The following is a 22,514-nucleotide window of genomic DNA, read 5'->3' on the forward strand; positions in this document are numbered from 1 at the left end:
CGGCGTGAGCGCGGCCACCGCCTTCGCCGCGGCCAGGGCCGAGGGCCGCGCCGCCCTGATGGGCTACCTGCCCGCCGGGTTCCCCGACGTCGCCGGCGGCATCGAGGCGTTGCGCACCATGGTCGACGCCGGCTGCGACGTGATCGAGATCGGCCTGCCCTACAGCGACCCGGTGATGGACGGTCCGACCATCCAGGCCGCGGCCCAGCAGGCGCTCGACGGAGGCGTCCGCACCAAGGACGTGCTCCGCACCGTCGAGGCGGTCGCCGCCACCGGCACGCCGACCCTGGTGATGACCTACTGGAACCCGATCGACCGGTACGGCGTCTCGCGGTTCGCCGCCGACCTCGCCAACGCCGGGGGAGCGGGCCTGATCACGCCCGACCTGACCCCCGACGCCGACCCGTCGTGGAGCCAGGCCGCCGACGAGCACGGCCTCGACAAGGTCTACCTCGTCGCACCGTCCTCGACCGACGAGCGGATCTCGATGACCACGGCGGCCTCCCGCGGCTTCGTCTACGCCGCCGCCGTCATGGGCGTGACCGGTGCCCGCGCGACGACCTCCGAGCTCGCCGGCCCCCTCGTCGCGCGCACCAAGGCCGCCATCGCGACACAGGGCACCGGCCTGCCCGTCGGCGTCGGCATCGGCGTCAGCAACGGCGACCAGGCGGCCGAGGTGGCGGCCCGGGACGGGATCGGCGCCGACGGGGTGATCGTCGGGTCCGCCTTCGTCCGCACGCTGCTTGACCACCCCGGCGACACCGGCGAGGGACTGCGGGCGCTGGGCCGACTGACCGAGGACCTGGCCCGGGGGGTACGGCGTGCGCAGTAGCCGCCTCGCGGCCGCCCTCGTCGCCCTGCTCGTCCCGCTCGCCGCCTGCGGCGGCGGCGACGAGGGCGGCGCGCTGCACGGCACCGAGCTCGACCCGCCGTTCGAGGTCTCCGCGACGGCGCTGACCGACACCGACGGCCAGCCCTACTCGCTCACGGACGACACCGACAAGCCGTTGACGCTGGTGTTCTTCGGCTATACCCACTGCCCGGACATCTGCCAGACCGTGATGTCCAACCTCGCGACCGCGGTCAACCGCCTCGACGAGCAGGACCGCGACCGGGTCGACGTGGTGTTCGTGACGACCGACCCCGCCCGCGACACCTCGGACGTGCTCGATCGCTACCTCGAGCACTTCGACCCGTCGTTCATCGGGCTCACCGGCGCGCTGGACACGATCGTCGGCGTCGCCAAGCCGATGGGCGTCGGCGTCACCCAGGGCGACAAGCTGCCCTCGGGTGGCTACGACGTCACGCACGGCACGACGATCACGGGCGTCGACGGCGACGACGACGGCACGATCTACTGGAGCGAGGCGACGTCCTCCGCCGACTTCGCGAACGACATCCACACGCTCCTGAACTGAGGCCCCATGCTCGCACCCGCCGTCGCGCTCTCGATCCCCAGTCCGTCGTCGGGTGTCTGGCACCTGGGTCCGCTCCCGCTGCGCGGCTACGCCCTCGCGATCATCCTCGGCATCGTCGCCGCGATCTGGATCGGCGAGAAGCGCTGGGTGGCCCGGGGTGGCCAGCCCGGAGACATCCAGGACATCGCGATCTGGGCCGTCCCGTTCGGGCTCGTCGGCGGCCGGCTCTACCACGTGCTCACCGACCAGGATCTCTACTTCGGCGCCGGCGAGCACCCGATCGAGGCGCTCTACGTGTGGCGCGGCGGGCTCGGCGTCTGGGGCGCGATCGCCCTCGGCGCCCTCGGCGCGGTCATCGCGGCGAGGCGCAAGGGCATCAAGCTGCTGCCGGTCCTCGACGCGATGGCACCCGGCGTGCTCGTCGCGCAGGCCCTCGGCCGCTGGGGGAACTGGTTCAACCAGGAGCTCTTCGGCAAGCCGACCGACCTGCCGTGGGGCCTCGAGGTCAGCGACGACGTCGCGCTGCGCGCCGGCTACGAGGCCGGCACGACCTTCCACCCGACGTTCCTCTACGAGAGCCTGTGGTGCCTCGCGGGCTTCGCCCTGCTGCTCTGGGCCGATCGCCGCTTCCGGCTCGGCCACGGCCGGGTCGTGGCGCTCTACATCATGATCTACACCGTCGGCCGCGGCTGGATCGAGATGCTCCGCATCGACAACGTCGAGCTCGACGACGTCGGCGGCCTCCGGTTCAACGTGTGGACCTCGCTCGCGCTCTTCGTCGCCGCCCTGGTGTGGTTCGTCGTGAGCACGCGGCGCCAGCCCGGCCGCGAGGAGCGGGTGTACGACGAGGGACGCGGCCCCGACGCGCCCGGCGTCGATCAGGAGACCGAGGTCACGACTCGCGGGCGGGCGGACGGCGACGTACGCTCGACGGAGGCCGACGCCGACCGCGGCGGCCCGTCCGGGACGGACTGACCGACGCTCACCCGCAGGTGTCCGTGGCCGGACTTCCGGGAATGACCAGTCCCGCGCAGGTGATAATCTGGCTCTTCCGCTAGGGCCAATGTCGTCCCCTGCCCACCGAATCTGCTTCAGCCGATCCGCCGGCGCCGGCCCCACAGCGTTGTAGGTCCTGCGCGGCACTGAGACGACGGGAGAATGCCCGGTGCCGTACTCGCACGCATTCCCGCCGCCCGAAGGGCTCTACGACCCGCGCTTCGAGAAGGACGCGTGTGGCGTCGCGTTCGTGGCGACCCTCACGGGGGAGGCCACCCACGAGATCGTGAAGCAGGGCATCCAGGCCCTGCGCAACCTCGACCACCGCGGCGCCGCCGGCGCCGAGCAGAACACCGGCGACGGCGCCGGCATCCTGCTGCAGATCCCGGACGCGTTCCTGCGCGCGGTGGTCACCGAGTCGGGGTTCGAGCTCCCCCCGCAGCACTCGTACGCCGTGGGCACGGCGTTCCTGCCCGGTGACGCCGAGCAGGTCGCCAAGACCCGCCGCCGCATCGAGGAGATCGCGACCGAGGAGGGGCTGACCGTCCTCGGCTGGCGGGAGGTGCCGACCGACCCCGCGGAGCTCGGCGGCATGGCGCTCGGCGTGATGCCGGACTTCCAGCAGCTCTTCGTCGCGGGCGCGGGCTCGCGCGTGACCGGCATGGCGCTGGAGCGCCTGGCCTTCTGCCTGCGCAAGCGAGCCGAGCGCGAGACGGACGTCTACTTCCCGTCGCTCTCCTCGCGCACCCTGATCTACAAGGGGATGCTCACCACCGACCAGCTCGACAAGTTCTTCCCCGACCTGCTCGACGAGCGCGTCACGTCGGCGCTCGCGGTGGTGCACTCGCGGTTCTCGACCAACACGTTCCCGAGCTGGCCGCTGGCGCACCCCTTCCGGTTCATCGCCCACAACGGCGAGATCAACACCGTGATGGGCAACCGCAACTGGATGCGGGCTCGTGAGGCGCTGCTGGCCTCCGACGTCATCCCGGGCGATCTCGACCGGCTGTTCCCGATCACCACCCCCGGCGCGTCGGACTCGGCGTCGTTCGACGAGGTGCTCGAGCTGCTGCACATGGGTGGCCGCTCGCTGCCCCACTCCGTGCTGATGATGATCCCGGAGGCGTGGGAGAACCACGGCGAGATGGACGAGAAGCGTCGCGCGTTCTACGAGTTCCACTCCACGCTGATGGAGCCCTGGGACGGCCCGGCCTGCGTCGTCTTCACCGACGGCTCCCAGATCGGCGCGGTCCTCGACCGCAACGGCCTGCGGCCGTCGCGCTACTGGGTGACCGACGACGGCCTCGTCGTGCTGGCGTCCGAGGTCGGCGTGCTCGACATCGCGCCGGAGAAGGTGGTCCGCAAGGGCCGTCTCCAGCCGGGGCGGATGTTCCTCGTCGACACCGACGAGCACCGGATCATCGAGGACGAGGAGATCAAGGCCGAGCTCGCGGCGGAGCACCCGTACGACGAGTGGCTGCACGCCGGCCTCATCCACCTCGACGACATCCCCGAGCGCGAGCACATCGTGCACACCCACGCCTCGGTCACCCGGCGCCAGCAGGTGTTCGGCTACACCGAGGAGGAGCTGCGGGTCCTGCTCACGCCGATGGCCAACACCGGCGCCGAGCCGATCGGCTCGATGGGCACCGACACCCCCGTCGCCGCGCTGAGCGACAAGCCGCGGCTGCTCTTCGACTACTTCAGCCAGCTCTTCGCCCAGGTCACCAACCCCCCGCTCGACGCGATCCGCGAGGAGCTCGTGACCTCGCTGGCCGGCACCATCGGCCCGGAGGCCAACCTGCTCGAGCCGGCGCCGGCGTCGTGCCGCATGGTCGTGCTGCCGTTCCCGGTCATCTCCAACGACGACCTGGCCAAGATCCGCCACATCAACCGCGACGGCGACATGCCGGGCTTCATCACCCACGTGGCGCGGGGGCTCTACCCCGTCGAGGGCGGCGGCGCGGCGATGGCGCGGCGGATCGACGAGATCTGCCAGGAGGTGTCCGCGGCGATCGCCGACGGCGCCCGCATCATCGTGCTCTCCGACCGGCACTCGACGGCCGAGCACGCACCGATCCCGTCGCTGCTGCTCACCGGCGCCGTCCACCACCACCTGGTGCGCGAGAAGACCCGCACCCAGGTCGGGCTGCTCGTCGAGGCCGGCGACGTCCGCGAGGTCCACCACGTCGCCCTGCTCGTCGGGTACGGCGCGGCCGCGGTCAACCCCTACCTCGCGATGGAGTCCGTCGAGGACCTCGCCCGCGAGGGCTACTACGTCGGCAACGAGCCCGAGCAGGCCGTCAAGAACCTCGTCAAGGCGCTCGGCAAGGGCGTGCTGAAGGTGATGTCGAAGATGGGCGTCTCGACGGTCGCGTCCTACACCGGCGCCCAGATCTTCGAGGCGGTCGGGCTCTCGCAGGCGGTCGTCGACCGGTACTTCACCGGCACGGTCTCCAAGCTAGGCGGCGTCGAGCTCGACACGATCGCCGAGGAGGTCGCGCGCCGCCACGCCACGGCGTACCCACGCGGTGGCATCTCCCCGGCGCACCGCGAGCTCGAGGTCGGCGGCGAGTACCAGTGGCGCCGCGAGGGAGAGCCGCACCTCTTCGACCCGGAGACGGTCTTCCGGCTGCAGCACTCCACCCGCACCGGCCGCTACGACATCTTCAAGCAGTACACCTCCCGCGTCGACCAGCAGTCCGAGCGGCTGATGACGATGCGCGGGCTCTTCCGGTTCAAGGACGGCGAGGAGTCCGGCCGCGGCCCGATCCCGATCGAGGAGGTCGAGCCGGTCTCCGAGATCGTGAAGCGCTTCTCGACCGGTGCGATGTCCTACGGCTCGATCAGCATGGAGGCGCACGAGACCCTCGCGATCGCGATGAACCGGCTGGGCGCGAAGTCCAACACCGGTGAGGGCGGCGAGGACCCCGAGCGCCTGTACGACCCCGAGCGGCGCAGCGCGATCAAGCAGGTCGCGTCGGGCCGGTTCGGCGTCACCTCGGAGTACCTCACGAACGCCGACGACATCCAGATCAAGATGGCCCAGGGCGCCAAGCCCGGCGAGGGCGGCCAGCTGCCCGGCAACAAGGTCTACCCGTGGGTCGCGAAGACCCGGCACTCCACGCCGGGGGTGGGCCTGATCTCGCCGCCGCCGCACCACGACATCTACTCGATCGAGGACCTGGCCCAGCTGATCCACGACCTCAAGAACGCCAACCCGCAGGCCCGCGTCCACGTGAAGCTGGTCTCCGAGGTCGGCGTCGGCACGGTCGCGGCCGGCGTGTCCAAGGCGCACGCCGACGTCGTGCTGATCTCCGGCCACGACGGCGGCACCGGCGCGGCGCCGCTGACCTCGCTCAAGCACGCGGGAGGGCCGTGGGAGCTCGGCCTCGCCGAGACCCAGCAGACCCTGCTGCTCAACGGCCTGCGCGACCGGATCGTCGTGCAGACCGACGGACAGCTGAAGACCGGTCGCGACGTCGTGATCGCGGCGCTGCTCGGCGCGGAGGAGTACGGCTTCGCGTCGGCGCCGCTGGTGGTCTCCGGCTGCATCATGATGCGGGTCTGCCACCTCGACACCTGCCCCGTGGGAGTCGCGACGCAGAACCCGGTGCTGCGCGAGCGCTACACCGGCAAGCCGGAGTTCGTCGTCAACTTCTTCGAGTTCATCGCCGAGGAGGTTCGCGAACTGCTCGCCGAGCTGGGCTTCCGCTCGCTCGACGAGGCGATCGGCCAGGTCGGCAGCCTCGACGTCGAGCGCGCGGTCGACCACTGGAAGGCCGCCGGCCTGGACCTGAGCCCGGTGCTCCACCAGCCCGACCGCTCGGCGTTCCCCGAGCAGGACCTGCACTGCACCCGGTCGCAGGACCACGCCCTCGACAGGTCGCTGGACCGCACCGAGCTGGTCCCGCTGGCGCAGGCCGCGCTCGAGCGGGGCGAACCGGTGCGCGCGCAGGTGAGGATCCGCAACGTCAACCGCACCGTCGGCACGATCCTCGGCCACGAGGTCACGAAGAAGTACGGCGGGGACGGGCTGCCCGACGGCACGATCGACCTCACCTTCACGGGCTCGGCAGGTCAGTCGTTCGGCGCGTTCGTGCCGCGGGGCATGACCCTGCGGCTCGAGGGTGACGCCAACGACTACGTCGGCAAGGGCCTGTCGGGCGGCCGGATCGTCGTACGCCCCGATCGCGCCGCGACGTTCGACGCCGACGAGCAGATCATCGCCGGCAACGTGATCGCCTACGGCGCGACCTCGGGCGAGATCTTCATCCGCGGCGGCGTCGGCGAGCGGTTCTGCGTGCGCAACTCCGGCGTCCGCGCGGTCACCGAGGGCGTGGGCGACCACGGCTGCGAGTACATGACCGGCGGCCGGGTGGCCGTGCTGGGCCGGACCGGCCGCAACTTCGCGGCCGGCATGTCCGGCGGCGTGGCCTGGGTCCTCGACCTCGAGCCGCAGCGGGTCAACGCCGAGCTGGTCGAGCTCGGCCCGGTCGCCGGCGACGCGGCCGTCGAGCTCGAGCAGATGGTGCGCCGGCACCTCGAGGAGACCGGGTCGACGGTCGCCGAGGGCCTGCTCGCCGACTGGGAGACCTCACTGACGCGGTTCACCGAGATCATGCCCACCGACTACCGCAAGTCCCTGGAGGCCAAGGCCAAGGCCGAGGCCGACGGCCTCGACGAGAACGAGACCGCCCACGCGATGATGGAGGCGCTCCATGGATGAGTCGCTCGGCTTCCCACCTCACCGCGAGCACGTGGCCACGACCGATACCGGCGTCCAGGCGCCGACGAACGCTTCGACGATGATGGAGGGCTCTGTCTGATGGCTGACCCCCGTGGCTTCTTGAAGAGCGGCCGTGAGGTCGCGCAGCGACGTCCGGTCGACGAGCGGGTGCAGGACTGGAACGAGGTCTACCCGGGCTCGGCCGGCCGCGCGCTGCTGCCGATCATCACCGAGCAGGCGGGCCGCTGCATGGACTGCGGCATCCCGTTCTGCCACCAGGGCTGCCCGCTCGGCAACATCATCCCCGAGTGGAACGACCTGGTCTGGCGTGACGACTGGGAGGGCGCGATCGAGCGCCTGCACGCGACCAACAACTTCCCGGAGTTCACCGGGCGCCTGTGCCCGGCGCCCTGCGAGACCGCCTGCGTGCTGGGCATCAACCAGGACCCGGTCACGATCAAGAACGTCGAGGTCGCGATCGCCGACAAGGCATGGGAGTCCGGCTTCGTGCGGCCTCAGCCGCCGGAGTGGCTCTCGGGCCGCACGGTCGCGGTGGTCGGGTCCGGGCCGGCCGGCCTGGCCGCGGCGCAGCAGCTCACCCGGGCCGGCCACACGGTCGCGGTCTACGAGCGCGCCGACAGGATCGGCGGGCTGATGCGCTACGGCATCCCCGAGTTCAAGATGGAGAAGAAGCACCTCGACCGGCGCCTGGAGCAGATGCGCCGCGAGGGCACCGTCTTCCGGGCCGGCGTCGACGTCGGCTCGGCGCTCGGGGCCGACGCGCTGCGTGAGCGGTACGACGCCGTCGTACTCGCCGTCGGCGCCACCGAGCCCCGCGACCTGACCGTCCCGGGGCGCGAGCTCGGCGGCATCCACCAGGCGATGGAGTTCCTGCCCCAGGCCAACCGGGTGTCGCTCGGGGAGACGGTCGACGACCAGATCACAGCCGAGGGCAAGCACGTCGTGATCATCGGCGGCGGCGACACCGGCGCGGACTGCCTCGGCACGTCGACCCGCCAGGGCGCGGCGTCGATCACGCAGCTCGAGATCATGCCGGAGCCGCCCGAGGCCCGGCCCGCGGGCCAGCCGTGGCCGACGTACCCGATGATCTTCCGGATCTCCTCGGCGCACGAGGAGGCCGGAGACCGGGTCTACGCCGTGTCGACCAAGGAGTTCCTCGGCGACGAGGACGGCAACGTGCGTGCGCTGCGCCTGGTCGACGTGGTCTTCGAGGACGGGAGGCTGACCGAGATCGAGGGCACCGAGCGCGAGATCCCGGCCGGGCTGGTGCTCTTCGCGATGGGCTTCGTCGGCCCCGAGCGACCCGGGCTGGTGGAGCAGCTCGGCGTGGACCTCGACGAGCGCGGCAACGTCAAGCGCGACGCGTCGTACCAGTCGTCGGTGCCGGGCGTCTTCGTCGCCGGCGACGCGGGTCGCGGCCAGTCGCTCATCGTCTGGGCGATCGCCGAGGGACGGGCCGCGGCGGCCGCGGTCGACCGACACCTCACCGGCTCGACCACCCTCCCGGCCCCGATCAAGCCCACCGAGCGCCCGCTGGTCGTCTGACCCGACGCTGACCCGCCCGAAACTTTCGGGCGGGTCGGCGTCATTTCGGGCCCGCGACGGGAGTTAGGTCTTTGAACGATCAAAGTCGCGGTAGGGTGAGGTACGTGCGTAGAGCCAAGATCGTCTGCACCCTGGGGCCTGCAACGTCCTCACCCCGACGGATCCGGGAGCTCGTGTACGCCGGCATGGACGTCGCCCGGCTCAACATGAGCCACGGGTCGCACGACGACCACGCCGAGGCGTACCGCCTGGTCCGCGAGGCCTCGGACGCGAGCGGCCACGGCGTGGGCATCTTCGCCGACCTCCAGGGGCCGAAGATCCGCCTCGAGACCTTCGCCGACGGCCCGGTCGTGCTGCAGCGGGGGCAGGAGTGGGTCATCACCACCCGGGACGTCCCCGGCGACGACCGGGCGTGCGGCACGACGTACAAGGGCCTGCCCGGCGACGTCAACGTCGGCGACCCGATCCTCATCGACGACGGCAAGATCCGGCTGCGGGTCACCGAGGTCGTCGACGGCACCGACGTCCACACCGAGGTGCTGGTGGGCGGGAAGGTGTCCAACAACAAGGGCATCAACCTGCCCGGCGTGGCGGTCTCGGTGCCGGCGCTCTCGGAGAAGGACATCGAGGACCTGCGCTTCGCGCTGCACCTCACCGTCGACTTCATCGCGCTCAGCTTCGTGCGCGACGCCAAGGACGCCGACGACGTCCGCAAGATCATGGACGAGGAGGGCATCCACGTCCCCGTCATCGCGAAGATCGAGAAGCCCCAGGCGATCGACAACCTCGACCAGGTGATCGCGGCGTTCGACGGCTTCATGGTCGCGCGCGGCGACCTCGGCGTGGAGTGCCCCCTGGAGGACGTGCCGTTCCTGCAGAAGCGGATCATCGAGAAGGCGCGCCTGAACGCGAAGCCCGTCATCGTCGCCACCCAGATGCTCGAGTCGATGATCACCAACCCCGCGCCGACCCGCGCCGAGGCCTCCGACGTCGCCAACGCGGTGCTGGACGGCGCGGACGCGGTGATGCTCTCCGGGGAGACCAGCGTGGGGGAGTACCCCGTGCACACTGTCGAGACGATGGCGCGGATCATCACCGCGACCGGCCAGCACGCCCGCGAGGAGGACTCGCGGATGGCGGAGATCGACTGGGACCCCCACACCCGCGGCGGCGTGATCGCCAAGGCCGCGCAGGAGGTGGCCGAGCGGGTCGGCGCGAAGTACCTCGTCGCCTTCACCCAGAGCGGTGACTCCGCCCGACGACTCTCCCGGCTCCGCGGACCGGTACCGATCCTCGCCTTCACCCCCGAGGCCCCCGTCCGCTCCCAGCTGTCGCTCAGCTGGGGCGTCGAGACGTTCAAGACCCACGCCGTCGAGCACACCGACGAGATGGTGCGCCAGGTCGACGACCAGCTGCTCCAGATCGGGCGGGTCGTCGAGGGAGACCTCGTCGTGATCATCGCCGGCAGCCCGCCCGGCATCCCCGGCTCCACCAACGCGCTGCGGATCCACCGCATGGGCGACGCCATCAACGAGGTCGCCCCGGCGTACAAGCGCGCTTCGCGCTGACTCGACACTGTGGTGGTGTCGCGAGTGCCCCGGGTGGGATTCGAACCCACACTGAATGGTGTTTGAGACCATCGCCTCTGCCGTTGGGCTACCGGGGCCAGCAGCGCCAGAACCCTAGCCGACACCACTCTGTTCCTCGCTCTTGACGAGCAACGAGGGTCCGGCGTCGAGCACCGCGCAACCGGCGTGACGCGGTATCGGTGCGGCCGGTTACCCTTCTGCCCGTGAATCAGCCGACCGACCCGCCGACGCCGGGGAGCGCCGCTCGCCGGGTCGTGATCGCCGAGGACGAGGTCCTCATCCGCATGGACCTCGCGGAGATGCTCTCCGAGGAGGGGTACGACGTCGTCGGCCAGGCCGGCGACGGTGCCGCGGCGGTCGAGCTGGCCGAGGAGCTGCGCCCCGACCTGGTGATCCTCGACGTCAAGATGCCCGTGCTCGACGGCATCGCGGCCGCCGAGCGGATCGCGGGCGAGCGGATCGCGCCGGTCGTGATCCTGACGGCGTTCTCGCAGCGTGACCTGGTCGAGCGCGCCCGTGACGCGGGGGCGATGGCCTATCTGGTCAAGCCGTTCGGCCAGTCCGACCTGGTGCCGGCGATAGAGATGGCCGTCAGCCGGTTCACCGAGCTGTCGATGCTCGAGGCGGAGGTCGCCGACCTCACCGAGCGGCTCGAGACCCGCAAGGCCGTCGACCGGGCCAAGAACGTGCTCCAGGAGCAGCTGAGCCTGACCGAGCCGGAGGCGTTCCGCTGGATCCAGAAGACCGCGATGGACCTGCGCCTGTCGATGCGACAGGTGGCCGAGGGCGTCATCACCCACGGCCCCGGGATCGCCGGCTGAGTCCCCGGACCGTCCGAGGCGGGCGCGGCGCACCGCGGCCGGATCACGCTTCGGTAACGCCCTGGCGTGCTGCGGACGACGCGCGAGGGGAAGTGGCGCGCACCACATCGTTGACCCCTAGACTGCCGTGCGAACCCGGCCGGGTTCTGGATGGGAGGACCGAGTTGAAGTCTCGACACATCGTCCGTGAGCGGGCGATGGTCCGGGGGGCAGCGGGACTGATCCTCGCGCTGCTGCTCGCGCCCTTGCTCGCGCTGATCCCCACGGGGGCGGCACATGCCGTGGACACCCTGTGCCTACCAGGACCGGAGGCGGCCTGCATCGCGGGCACCATCCGCACCGAGGACGGGCCGCTGGCCGACGTCACGCTGACGGTCACGGACGAGGCCGGCACCGAGCAGGAGGTCACGACCGGCGAGACCGGCAAGTGGAACCTCCAGCTCGACCAGGAGGGGCCCTACGTCGTCAAGATCGACACCGACTCGCTGCCGGACGACGTGGTCGTCACCGAGGACGAGGTCACCGTCAAGGCGACGTTCGGTGCCACCAGGCCCGCGCTCTTCGAGGTCCGCACCGAGTCCTACAGCGCCGAGACCAGCAAGTTCGACGAGCTCGTGCAGAGCACGGTGAACGGGATCCGGCTCGGCCTGCTGCTCGCGCTCGCGTCGGTCGGACTCTCCCTGATCTACGGCACCACCGGCCTGTCGAACTTCGCGCACGCCGAGCAGGTGACCCTGGGCGGGCTGCTCGGCTACTTCTTCGTCAACCAACAGGGCCTGAGCCTGGTGGTGGGCGGGGTGCTGGTGGTGATCGTCTGTGCGTTCACCGGCTGGTTCCAGGACCGCGTGCTCTGGCAGCCGTTGCGCCGTCGCGGTCTGGGCCTGATCCAGATGATGATCGTGACGATCGGCCTCTCGCTGGCGCTCCAGTACGTCTTCCAGTACGCCGTGGGCGCGCGGACGGTCCGCGTCGAGCAGGCCAACCCGGAGGTCAGCACGTTCGGGCCGGTCACGATCACGAACCAGTCGATCGTGGCGATGGCCATCTCGGTGGTCGTCCTCGCGCTCGTCGGCTACGCGCTGCTGCGCACCCGCGTCGGCCGCGCCACCCGCGCCGTGTCCGACAACCCGGCCCTGGCGGCCGCGTCGGGCATCGACACCGACCGGGTGATCCGCCTCGTGTGGACGGTCGCGATGGGGCTCGCCGGCCTCTCCGGCCTCCTCTACGCGCTGGTCACCAACGGCATCAAGTGGGACTCCGGCATGCAGATCCTGCTGCTGCTCTTCGCAGCGGTCACGCTCGGTGGCCTCGGTACGGCGTTCGGCGCGCTCCTCGGCTCGCTGATCATCGGCCTGGTCGTCGAGCTCTCGCCGGTGCTGGGCATGCCCGGTGACTTCAAGTACGCGACCGCGATGTTGATCCTGATCCTGCTCCTGCTCGTGCGGCCGCAAGGCCTGCTCGGCAAGCCGCAGCGGGTCGGGTAAGGGAGGGACTGACGACCATGGACGACATCCAGTTCATCCTCAACGGCATGATGCGCGAGGCGCTCTCGCCGCAGACGGCCGCCGTCGCCATCGCGGTGATCGGCCTGAACATCCACTTCGGCTTCACCGGCCTGATCAACATCGGCCAGTCGGCCTTCATGCTGCTCGGCGCCTACGGTTTCGCCATCTCGATCTGGCACGGCCTGCCGATGGTGGTCGGCCTGCTGTTCGGCTTCGGCGCGGCGTTCGTGTTCGCGCTCGTGCTGGGCGCTCCGACCCTGAAGCTGCGAGGTGACTATCTCGCGATCGTCACGATCTCGGCGGCGGAGATCATCAGGTACGTCGGCAGGTCGGCGCTGCTGACCGACTTCACCGGCTCCGCCCAGGGCATCCCGGGCAGCCAGTTCCGCGACCCGTTCACGAACCTGTCCTTCTTCGGCGGCGGGCAGTTCACGCTGCTGCCGTTCAACTACACCGACGTCGCCGACGGGGCGGCGTGGTTGCGGATCATCGGCTGGGTGCTCGTCGTCGCGGTGATCGTGCTCGTCGTCCAGCGCCTCCGCAAGGGCCATGCCTTCGCGGGCATCGGGCAGGCGGCGCTGATGCTGGGCCTGATCGTCGTCGGCCTGTTCCTGCTGTTCTTCCTCTTCCCGGTGCCCAACCAGCGCACCGGTGTCAACGGCTGGTGGGTCCGCTTCATCGCGTGGGGCCTGGTGCTCGTGTGCACCCTGCTGGTCTACCTGCTGGTCCGCAGCCCGTGGGGCCGCCTGCTCCGCGGCATCCGCGAGGACGAGGACGCGATCCGGTCGCTCGGCAAGAACGTCTTCGCGATCAAGATGCAGGCGCTGATCATCGGCGGCCTGTTCGGCGCGCTGGGCGGCATGGTCTACGTGCTGCCGGCGAGCGTGCAACCGGACTCGATGGGACGCTCGCTGACGTTCTTCTGCTACACCGCGCTGCTGCTCGGTGGCGCCGCGACGATCTTCGGGCCGGTGCTCGGCGCGATCATCTTCTTCGCGGCCCGCATCGGCATCAAGTACACCTCCGCGGCGTACGTGCCGGACAGCATCATGAACGGCCAGCAGACCGAGCAGTTCTCCTACATCGTCGTCGGTGTGGCGTTGATGCTGATCGTGATCTTCAGACCACAGGGCATCCTGGGCAACAAGAGGGAGCTGCGTTTCAATGTCTGACCAGATGTCATCCCCGACCGTGGCGCCGGGCGGCCTCGCGGACCCGGAGGCCCGCCGGGCGCTGGTCGCGGGCTTCGAGGCCGCACCGGGCGCGAGCAAGCCGGACCCGATCCTGGAGGTCGACGCCATCGTCCGTCAGTTCGGCGGCATGACGGCCGTCGACGTCCAGCACCTCGAGGTGCAGCGCGGCCTGATCACGGCGCTGATCGGTCCCAACGGCGCCGGCAAGACGACGTTCTTCAACCTGATCACCGGCTTCGACCGGCCGACCTCGGCCGGCGCGGGTGCCCACTGGGCGTTCGACGGCCAGAAGCTCGACAAGACCTCGGCCTCGAGCGTCGCGCGGGCCGGCATGGTCCGGACCTTCCAGCTCACGAAGGCGCTCAGCGCCATGACGGTGATCGAGAACATGATGCTCGGCGCCCAGAACCAGGCGGGCGAGAACCTCGTCAAGTCGATCTTCCGCGGCACCTGGCGCAAGCAGGAGCAGGAGATCGAGGCGAAGGCCGACGAGCTGCTCCAGCGGTTCAAGCTCTACGAGAAGAAGCACGACTACGCCGGCAGCCTCTCGGGTGGCCAGCGCAAGCTCCTCGAGATGGCGCGGGCGCTGATGAGCGACCCGAAGATGATCATGCTCGACGAGCCGATGGCGGGCGTGAACCCCGCGCTCACCCAGTCGCTGCTCGGCCACATCCAGAGCCTGCGCGACGAAGGCATGACCGTGCTCTTCGTCGAGCACGACATGCACGTCGTACGCCACATCTCGGACTGGGTGGCGGTGATGGCGGAGGGCAGGTTGGTCGCCGAGGGCCCGGCCGACTCGGTGATGTCGGACCCGGCCGTGATCGACGCCTACCTCGGCGCCCACCACGACACCGACCTCGGCGACGACGCCCTTCTCTCCGACCAGACGATGGACGAGCTGGCCGAGGAGGTCGCGGTCGAGGATGCCGAGCGCGAGGCCGAGGAAGAGGCGGAGGGACTGCGATGACCGAGCACCAGACGGGTGGCACCGCCACCGAGACCCGGACCCCGGTGGTGGAGGCCCGCGACATCGTCGCCGGCTACCTCCCGGGTGTGAACATCCTCAACGGCTGCAGCCTGGTCGCCTACCCGGGCGAGATGATCGGCATCATCGGCCCGAACGGCGCCGGCAAGTCGACCCTGCTCAAGGCAATGTTCGGTCTCGTCAAGGTCCACTCCGGCTCCGTGATGCTCGGCGACCGCGACATCACCAACCTGCGCACCAACCAGCTGGTGGAGATGGGCGTGGGCTTCGTGCCGCAGACCAACAACGTCTTCCCCTCGCTGAGCATCGAGGAGAACCTGCGGATGGGGCTCTTCCTGCGCCCCAAGAAGGTGCGCGAGCGCCTGGACGCCATGTGGGACCTCTTCCCGGTGCTGCACGACCGGCGCAACCAGAGCGCGGGCGCGCTCTCCGGTGGTGAGCGCCAGTCGCTGGCGATGGCCCGGGCGCTGATGATGGAGCCGTCGGTGCTGCTGCTCGACGAGCCCTCCGCGGGCCTCTCGCCGGTGCGCCAGGACGAGACGTTCCTGCGCACCCGCCGCATCAACAAGACCGGCGTCTGCGTGGTGATGGTCGAGCAGAACGCCCGCCGCTGCCTGCAGATCTGCGACCGCGGCTACGTGCTCGACCAGGGCCGGGACGCCTACACCGGCACCGGCCGCGAGCTCGCCAACGACCCCAAGGTCATCGAGCTCTACCTCGGCACCCTCGCCAAGGACGTCGACGAGCAGCGCGACGGCGGCCACCCCGAGTAGTCGACCCGCCCGAAACTGCACGGCGACCCGCCCGAAACTTTCGGGCGGGTCGACGTCATTTGCAGGCGAGGGGCCCCGGACCGAAGTCCGGGGCCCCTCGTTGAGCTCAGCGGGTGATCGTCAGATCACTTGCTGCCCTCCACGGTGCTGGTGAGCTCGTTCTTGTTGTCGGCGTTGTAGGTGTAGATGCCGACGAACGCCGAGGACGGGTCGTTCTGCTTGTCGATCGGACCGATGCCCGAGGGTCCGGCGTACCGGATCTCGCTGCCCTCGTCGAGCAGCGCGACGCAGTCGGCGTACGACTTGCACTCCTCGCCGTCGGTCGCGCCGGAGACGGCCGCGAGGTTGTCGCGGATCGTCTTCGGGTCGGTCGCCCCGCCCTTCACCGCGGCGAGCGCGGCGAGGATCGTGGCGTCGTAGGACTCAGCGCCGTACGCGAAGTCCGTGAGCTTCTGACCCTCGGCGGCGTCGTACCAGGCGACGAGGCGGTCCTTGAAGCCCTGCTCCGGGTCGGCGCCGGGGATCGTGCCCTGAGCGCCCTCGAGGGTGCCGGGCTCGAAGTCCTTGGTGTAGTCGGCGGTGTTGCCGTCGGTGTAGTAGGTCTTCGCCATGTCCCAGCCCTGGGCCTTGAGCTCGGGGACGATCGACTTGGTCTCGTCGAACGCGAGCACCACGATCGCGTCGGGCTTCGCGGCGAGGACGCCGCTGACCTCGGCGGAGAACGTCGTCTGGCCGGCCGGGAACTCGTCGCCGTCACCCTTGCAGCCGTAGACGCAGGAGCCGCCCGCGCCCTCGACGGTCGCCTGGACGGCGTTGCGCAGACCGGTGCCGTAGGTGTCGTTGAACACCAGGAAGCCGACCTTCGTGTAGCCGTCGGTCGAGATCAGGGTGCCGAGCGCGTTGCCCTGGATGCCGTCCGGCGGCGCGGTGCGGAAGTACCACGGCGAGTAGCCGGACAGGTCGACCGCGGTGTTCGCCGGCGAGATCTCGACGATCTTGTTGTCGGCGAAGGTGTCGACGACGTTCAGCGAGACGCTGGACGACGCGGCGCCGATGACGACCGACGGCTTGCTGGCCACGAGCGTGCCGGCCGAGGCCGTCGAGACCGACATGTCGGTCGAGTCGCCGGAGTCCTGGATGTCGTGGCAGGCCTGGGCGCCGCCGACGCCACCAGCGGCGTTGATGTCCGAGACCGCCAGGCCGACGCCCGAGATCTCCGGCGGGCCGAGGTATGCCAGGTTGCCGGTGAGCGGCAGGATGCCGCCCGCCCGGAACGTGTCGGCGCTGGTCTGGTTACCGGCGCACTTGTCGTTCGTGAGCGAGTCCGCCGCGGGGGCAGACTCGGAGGCCGTCGGGGTGTCGTCGGCCGCGGGCTCGTCGCCGCCGTCGGAGTCGTCTCCGCAGGCGGTCAGGGCGAAGCTGAGGGCGGCAGTGCCCGCCATCAACCGCACCCACGTGGCGGTTCTGGATCGATTCACGGGGTGAACCTTTCTGTCGCGTTGATGCACTACACCGCGCCCGTCCTCGGGAGAGACCGGGCATAGCCCTGTCACCGTAGGTCCGGCCACCGGGCGCAGTGACGTACGGCACCCTGTCGTTAGCGAACCGTTACGTCAATGCAGTACGGCGACGATCTCCACGAGTGCCGGTGCCACGAGCAGCGCCGGGAGCAGGTCGGCGACCGGGATCTCCCGCACGCGGAGCAGGCGCAGGGCGACCCCGACGAGCAGGAGACCACCGGTCGCCGTGATCGCGGCGAGGTGGGCGTCGGGCAGGACGTCGCCGAGCCCGAGGCCCAGGAGTGTCAGGCTGCCCTGGATGCCGATGATGGTGACCACGCTCGCCGCGACCCCCCACCCGAAGGACGCCGCGAACGCGATCGCCGCGAACCCGTCGAGCGCGGCCTTCAGGAACAGCTGGTCCGCGCCGTTGCCGAGCCCGTCGTTGAGCGACCCCAGGATCGTCAGCGGCCCGGTGCAGAAGACGAGCGAGGAGACCACGAAGCCCTCGATGAAGCGGTGTCGGTCCGCCGAGGTCGTCCCGCCCGCGAGGCGGCGCTGCAGCCAGCCGCCGAAGGACTCGACCCGCGACTCGAGCCGCAGCAGGGAGCCCGCGATCCCGCCGACCAGCAGGGCGCCGAGCACGATCAGCATCGGTGCGCTCTGCCCGACCAGGTCGGAGAGGTCGTCGTCGAGCACCGCCATCGCCGACGTACCGGCGATCAGGAGCGTGACGAGGCCCAGGGAGTCGGTCACGACCTCGCGGGTGCGGACGGGGAGCCGGTTGCCCAGAAGCACGCCGATCGTGCTCCCGATCAGCACCGTGGCGACGTTCACGAGGGTGCCGATACCGGGGATCACGGGACTCCTCTGACAGGTCGGGGAGGCTGAGCGTAGTCTCTACCGTTGGAGGAGCCGCGTACGGGGGACGGGAGACGTGGCCGACCTGAGAGGTCCGGGAAAAGGCATGGCTCGATGAGTCGCTCGCTGGTGTCGCTTCGCGCGGTGACCCCCGAGGACGCGTCCCACCTGGCCGAGGTGTGGGCCGACGTCATCCGCAGGATCGGCCCCGAGGACCAGGTCGTCGACATGGCGACCGTGATCGCCGGCGTCCTGGGGTCCGAGGACCAGCGCATCGTGGTCGCGGAGTACGACGGCCACTTCGCCGGCGCCGTCCATCTCGAGCGCACGACGATGTCGGCGCTCAACCTCGAGCCGGTCGTCCGGGCGCTGTCGCCGCACGTGCTCGCGCCGTTCCGGCGACACGGCGTGGGGACCGCGCTGATGGACGCCGCGGTCACGTGGGCCGAGGAGCTCGGCATCACGCACGTCGCGACCGCGGCCGTCGCGGGCTCGCGCGACGCCAACCGGTTCATGGCCCGGATCGCGCTCGGCCCGTACGCCGTGCTGCGCGTCGCCACGACCCACGCGGTCCGCAGCCGGCTGAGCGCCCACCGCCGACCCGTCGCCGCCGGGGGAGGCCGCCAGCTCACCCAGGTCCTCGCCGCCCGCCGCTCGCTGCGCCGCAGTCGCGCCGGCGTGGAGGGCTGAGCTAGCTAGGCGTCCGTGGAGAACCAGGGCACCTCGCTGTAGGGGATCGTGACGTTGGCGATGCCGGGGCCGGCGGCGGCCTTGGGGGCCGGGACCGGGAAGAACTGGCCGATGACGGCCGTGTCGGCCTGGGGCAGGCCCACCGGTCCGGCGGCGCCCGCGGCCGGAGCGGCGCCGGCCTTGGTCAGGTAGTTGACCGCCACGTAGACGGTGTCGGTCCTGGCGCCGTCGGTGTCTCCGGCCTGGACGCTGTAGCCGACGATGTTCTTGGTGAAGGTGATGGAGAAGGCTGCGTTCTGGACGCCCGGGTTGCCGTGCTTGGGGATCGGGCCGGCCCCTCCGGCAACCGGCCAGGTGAAGTTGCCGGGCACGGTCGGAGCGACCTGCTTGACGAACTCACGCTTGGCGACGTTGAGCGCGTACATGTGCCAGGCCGGGGTGGCGAAGCGGCTGCTGACCTTGTACGACGGGATGTCCTGGAGCCCGGTGAGCAGGTTCGTCATGCCGCTCTTCTTCCCGACCTTCGCGGTGCGTTGCTCCATGTTCTGCAGGGTGTTCTCCGCACCGTGACGGGAGGTGGAGTGGTAGCCCGGCAGCGTCGCCTCGGCGCTGCGCTCCCCGGTGTTGTGCTGCTGCCAGTAGGGGTTCGACTTCGAGCGGCGGGGGTCGATCCTCTCCTTGACCCACTCGGGTGCCGCAGGGACATAGGAGAAGAGGTCGGTGAAGTCGCGGCGGATGACCGGCCCCGAGGCCGGCCCGGCGACCGGGCCGGTGACCAGGCCCGCGATCGGAACGGCGGCGGCCGACTGCGGGCCCCATCCGTCGGCCCGCTCCGCCACGCGCCCAGGCTGGGCCGGCGTCGCCGCGTCGACCTGCTGGTCGTGCTTCTTCTTGCGCTCGAGGTCTCCCTCGCGCCGGGTCGTGCCGCTCATTGCGACCTCCCTCGTCCCCGCCCGGATGTGCGCCGCGTCGGCCCGCTGGTGCTCCGCACCGCAGGTCTGTCAATATCGTTGACCAGGTGACCCGCAACCGCAAGGGAACGACGGGGGAAGATGGCTGAAGCCGCATCGGGGCACGACGACGCGCTCGACTACCGCTCGGCGATGACGTCGCCGTGCGACACCTGTGCCACGAGCCCGTGCTGTACCTACCTGCCGCTCGACAACTTCGAGGTGCACACGCTCGTCGACCTCGACTACGCGGTCTTCTTGTTGAACTTCGAGGACATCGAGCTGGGCGTGAACCGGGCGGGGGAGTGGACGTCGTTCTACGTCCGATCCTGCCGACACCTCACGGCCGAGGGCCGCTGCGGCGTACACGGGACCGACGAGCAGCCGCACGTGTGCCAGCAGTACAGCGCGTTCAACTGCTGGTACCGGCCGGCGCTGGTCGCCGAGCGCGGTGACCACGTGCGGGTCGATCGCGCGCGCCTGCAGTGGATCCTGGACCGCATCGAGTTCGGGCCCGACCGCGAGATCCGGGCACTGCCGACCTGGGAGGAGCTCAGCGCGCATGTCGCCGCGGAGCCGCTGCCGCGCGTCGGTCCGACCGGTGCCCCGCACGACTCGCCGAAGCCCTTCGCCGAGGCGCCCGGCCCGTCGGACGTCGTGGCGCCGCCGGGCTCGCCGGGACTGGCCATCCTCACCGCGCACGAGCCGTGCGACGGGTGTGCCGCCTATTGCTGCACGACGCTGCTGTTCCCGATCAGCCCGCCGGACTCGATGAGCCATCTCGACTACCTGCGCTTCGTCCTCGGCTTCCCGAACGTGACGATCAACGTCGTCGACCGGGTGTGGCGTCTGGCCGTCCGCACCCGGTGCCGGCACCTCGACGGGAACCGGTGCGGGGTCTTCGGCGAGTGGGACCGTCCGCTGCGGTGCAGCGGCTACGACGCCTGGCAGTGCAGCTACGTGCCTTCGCTCGGTCCGCAGGCGGTCGAGCGACCACCTCGCGGTGTCACCCTCACGGCCGACGACTTCCCGCTGCTGGCCGACTGCCTCGGCTACGACGTCGAGACCGGCGAGGTCGTCGACGTTCCCGACCTGGAGGGCCTCGCCGCCGCGCTCTACGTGCTGCGCGCCGAGCGGGACGCCCTCGCCGCGGGGCGACGTCAGCTGCCGATCACGCCCGTGGGCTGATCTCGAGCGCCGGGGGTCGGCGACCGAGCTTCTGGAACTCGCGCAGCGTCGCCGCCCACACGTGGTGCATGCCCACGGTCCGGCGCTCCGTCGCGGCGTCGTAGGCGGCGCCGAGGACGATGTTGCGGATCTCGCCGCCGGTGAGCTCCACCTGCTCGGCCAGCCTCACGACGTCCACCGGGTCGTCCGCATCGAGATCGCCGGCGTTCTGCAGGTGCCGCTCCCACAGCCGTCGTCGGGTGTGCGGGTCCGGTTCGGGGAAGTGGATGACGAAGTGCAGCCGACGGGAGAAGGCGGGGTCGACGTTGCCGTGCAGGTTCGTCGCCAACAGCGTCACCCCGTCGAAGTTCTCCATCCGCTGCAGCAGGAAGGAGATCTCCTGGTTGGCGTAGCGGTCGTGGGCGTCGCGCACCGCCGAGCGTTGGCCGAAGAGCGCGTCGGCCTCGTCGAAGAAGAGGACGACGTGGGCCGACTCGGCGTCGGCGAAGATGCGGTCGAGGTGCTTCGAGGTCTCGCCGACGTACTTGTCGACCACGGCGGAGAGGTCGATCTGGCGCAGCTCGCGGCCGAGCTCCGCGGCCACCACCTGAGCGGCGAGGGTCTTTCCGGTGCCGGGCGGGCCGGTCAGCAGCGCGGTCAGACCGGTGCCCTTGCCGCCCAGCCCGTGGATCGGCCCGCGGACGAGCACCTCGTCGCGGGCCTCGACCCAGCGAACCAGACGGCGCAGCTCGTCCAGGGGAGCCTGAGGCAGCACGAGGTCGTCGAAGACCGCGACCGGCAGATCGTCCGACGACGGCCGCGGCGCAGGCACGTCGACCACGGCGGCGACCCCCGGCTCGAGGAAGCGCGGAACCGTCGTGACGATCACCGCGACCTGCGCCGGTGCGCGAGTGAGAGTGTCGACCCACGCCGGCCCCAGCTCGGTGGGGTCGTCGATGCCGGCGACGACCAGCGCCGAGTGGTAGAGGGCGGCTTCCAGGGTGGCCTCGGCCAGGAGCGCGCCGGGGTCGGAGGTACGGCGCAGGTCGACGACCAGGGTGCTGAGACCGACCTGTCCGAACCCGGCGACGGCCGATCCGGCGGCATCGAGGCCGGCCGAGGATCGCAGCCACACCAGGCCCACGCCACCCTCGGTGAGCTCGGCGAGCCGGTCGGCCGGGGGGCCGGACGCCGGCCCCACCACGTCGCTGGCCCGCGTCAGCGTCGCCGAGGGGGTCGCCACCTCGGCCAGGAACGAGGTGATCCGCTCCGACGTGGCCACGGTCCTGCGCGGCAGCGGCCCGTCTCCGACGACGGCGAGCAGCCCGTGCGCCCGCAGGGGCGAGGACGGCCCGACCCAGTGCGGTCCGGACAGTGACGGGATGCGGCACAGCTCCAGGGCGAGCCCGACGCTGGCCCGTCCGTCGCTCCCGGGTCCGGACAGCAGCTCGAACGCGCGGGCGAGGTTGGCGTCGAAGTCCGGGGCGGCGGCGACGGCCAGCAGCCGCAACGAGGTGTCGTCGAGGCCGAAGGCCCAGCCGATCCGCGCCAACGGGTCCCGACGCTCGGTCGGTCCGGTGGCCTCTGCCGGTCCGGTGGGCTCGGTGGCCGGTGGCCGGCCGTAGTCGGCGGCGAGGACCCGGAGGATCGCATCGAGGGCATCTCGGACGTCCGACCCCACGTGGTCGACGCGCCGATGCACGGCGGCGACCACCTCGGTCGCCACCTCGGCCAAGCGTTCGTGCACGACGCCGCCTCGCTCTCTCCTG

General features: G+C 70.8%; 17 protein-coding genes and 1 tRNA gene. 13 read left to right on the forward strand and 5 right to left on the reverse strand.

The window, feature by feature from the left end:
- Window positions 1-4 precede the first annotated feature (4 nt).
- The 6 genes from trpA to pyk all read left to right on the forward strand — a co-directional run bounded on the left by trpA (window position 5) and on the right by pyk (window position 10,277).
- On the forward strand, window positions 5-832 hold the full coding sequence (gene trpA, locus PZ894_RS06010; RefSeq protein WP_275743417.1) for a tryptophan synthase subunit alpha: 828 nt from the start codon (window positions 5-7) through the stop codon (window positions 830-832).
- The gene (locus PZ894_RS06015; RefSeq protein WP_275743419.1) at window positions 822-1,418 is read left to right on the forward strand and encodes an SCO family protein; all 597 of its coding nucleotides are present in this window, start codon (window positions 822-824) and stop codon (window positions 1,416-1,418) included. The genes trpA and PZ894_RS06015 overlap by 11 nt, the downstream gene beginning before the upstream one ends.
- A gap of 6 nt (window positions 1,419-1,424) precedes the next feature.
- Window positions 1,425-2,393 (forward strand): prolipoprotein diacylglyceryl transferase, encoded by a 969-nt coding sequence (gene lgt / locus PZ894_RS06020; protein ID WP_275743421.1) that lies wholly within the window; start codon window positions 1,425-1,427, stop codon window positions 2,391-2,393.
- Between the two features lie 190 nt (window positions 2,394-2,583).
- Window positions 2,584-7,143 (forward strand): glutamate synthase large subunit, encoded by a 4,560-nt coding sequence (gene gltB, locus PZ894_RS06025; protein WP_275743423.1) that lies wholly within the window; start codon window positions 2,584-2,586, stop codon window positions 7,141-7,143.
- A 99-nt stretch (window positions 7,144-7,242) separates the two neighbouring features.
- Window positions 7,243-8,709 carry a glutamate synthase subunit beta gene (locus PZ894_RS06030; protein ID WP_275743425.1) on the forward strand — a complete coding sequence of 489 codons (1,467 nt, stop codon included), beginning with the start codon at window positions 7,243-7,245 and terminating at the stop codon, window positions 8,707-8,709.
- A gap of 104 nt (window positions 8,710-8,813) precedes the next feature.
- On the forward strand, window positions 8,814-10,277 hold the full coding sequence (pyk, locus tag PZ894_RS06035) for a pyruvate kinase (protein ID WP_275743427.1): 1,464 nt from the start codon (window positions 8,814-8,816) through the stop codon (window positions 10,275-10,277).
- Window positions 10,278-10,302: 25 nt separating this feature from the next.
- Here pyk and PZ894_RS06040 read toward each other — a convergent pair.
- A tRNA-Leu gene (locus tag PZ894_RS06040) sits at window positions 10,303-10,375 on the reverse strand.
- A gap of 126 nt (window positions 10,376-10,501) precedes the next feature.
- Here PZ894_RS06040 and PZ894_RS06045 point away from each other — a divergent pair.
- The 5 genes from PZ894_RS06045 to PZ894_RS06065 all read left to right on the forward strand — a co-directional run bounded on the left by PZ894_RS06045 (window position 10,502) and on the right by PZ894_RS06065 (window position 15,578).
- Window positions 10,502-11,119 carry a response regulator gene (locus tag PZ894_RS06045; protein WP_275743429.1) on the forward strand — a complete coding sequence of 206 codons (618 nt, stop codon included), beginning with the start codon at window positions 10,502-10,504 and terminating at the stop codon, window positions 11,117-11,119.
- Between the two features lie 164 nt (window positions 11,120-11,283).
- Entirely contained in the window at window positions 11,284-12,603 is a 1,320-nt protein-coding gene (locus tag PZ894_RS06050; protein ID WP_275743431.1) for a hypothetical protein, read from the forward strand.
- Between the two features lie 17 nt (window positions 12,604-12,620).
- Window positions 12,621-13,796, forward strand: a complete 1,176-nt coding sequence (locus PZ894_RS06055; RefSeq protein ID WP_275743433.1) for a branched-chain amino acid ABC transporter permease — start codon at window positions 12,621-12,623, stop codon at window positions 13,794-13,796.
- A 4-nt stretch (window positions 13,797-13,800) separates the two neighbouring features.
- The gene (locus PZ894_RS06060) at window positions 13,801-14,787 is read left to right on the forward strand and encodes an ABC transporter ATP-binding protein (RefSeq protein WP_275743435.1); all 987 of its coding nucleotides are present in this window, start codon (window positions 13,801-13,803) and stop codon (window positions 14,785-14,787) included.
- Window positions 14,784-15,578, forward strand: coding sequence for an ABC transporter ATP-binding protein (locus PZ894_RS06065; protein ID WP_275743470.1), 795 nt, complete (start codon window positions 14,784-14,786; stop codon window positions 15,576-15,578). Before PZ894_RS06060 ends, PZ894_RS06065 begins: the two co-directional genes overlap by 4 nt.
- A gap of 125 nt (window positions 15,579-15,703) precedes the next feature.
- Here PZ894_RS06065 and PZ894_RS06070 read toward each other — a convergent pair whose 3' ends face one another.
- Window positions 15,704-17,056 carry an ABC transporter substrate-binding protein gene (locus PZ894_RS06070; RefSeq protein WP_275743472.1) on the reverse strand — a complete coding sequence of 451 codons (1,353 nt, stop codon included), beginning with the start codon at window positions 17,054-17,056 and terminating at the stop codon, window positions 15,704-15,706.
- A gap of 135 nt (window positions 17,057-17,191) precedes the next feature.
- Window positions 17,192-17,938, reverse strand: coding sequence for a DUF554 domain-containing protein (locus PZ894_RS06075; RefSeq protein ID WP_275743474.1), 747 nt, complete (start codon window positions 17,936-17,938; stop codon window positions 17,192-17,194).
- Between the two features lie 114 nt (window positions 17,939-18,052).
- Between PZ894_RS06075 and PZ894_RS06080 the strand changes: the two genes are divergently transcribed.
- Window positions 18,053-18,628: a GNAT family N-acetyltransferase gene (locus PZ894_RS06080; RefSeq protein WP_275743476.1), complete on the forward strand. Its 576-nt coding sequence runs from the start codon at window positions 18,053-18,055 to the stop codon at window positions 18,626-18,628.
- 5 nt (window positions 18,629-18,633) lie between these two features.
- Here PZ894_RS06080 and PZ894_RS06085 read toward each other — a convergent pair whose 3' ends face one another.
- Complete coding sequence (locus PZ894_RS06085) at window positions 18,634-19,560, reverse strand: hypothetical protein (protein WP_275743478.1); 927 nt, start codon at window positions 19,558-19,560, stop codon at window positions 18,634-18,636.
- Between the two features lie 120 nt (window positions 19,561-19,680).
- Between PZ894_RS06085 and PZ894_RS06090 the strand changes: the two genes are divergently transcribed.
- On the forward strand, window positions 19,681-20,766 hold the full coding sequence (locus PZ894_RS06090) for a hypothetical protein (protein WP_275743480.1): 1,086 nt from the start codon (window positions 19,681-19,683) through the stop codon (window positions 20,764-20,766).
- Here PZ894_RS06090 and PZ894_RS06095 read toward each other — a convergent pair.
- Window positions 20,750-22,492 carry an ATP-binding protein gene (locus PZ894_RS06095; RefSeq protein ID WP_275743482.1) on the reverse strand — a complete coding sequence of 581 codons (1,743 nt, stop codon included), beginning with the start codon at window positions 22,490-22,492 and terminating at the stop codon, window positions 20,750-20,752. The genes PZ894_RS06090 and PZ894_RS06095 overlap by 17 nt on opposite strands.
- Between the last annotated feature and the right edge of the window lie 22 nt (window positions 22,493-22,514).

The sequence above is a fragment of the Nocardioides sp. YIM 152315 genome (assembly GCF_029210375.1).
GTDB lineage: Bacteria > Actinomycetota > Actinomycetes > Propionibacteriales > Nocardioidaceae > Nocardioides.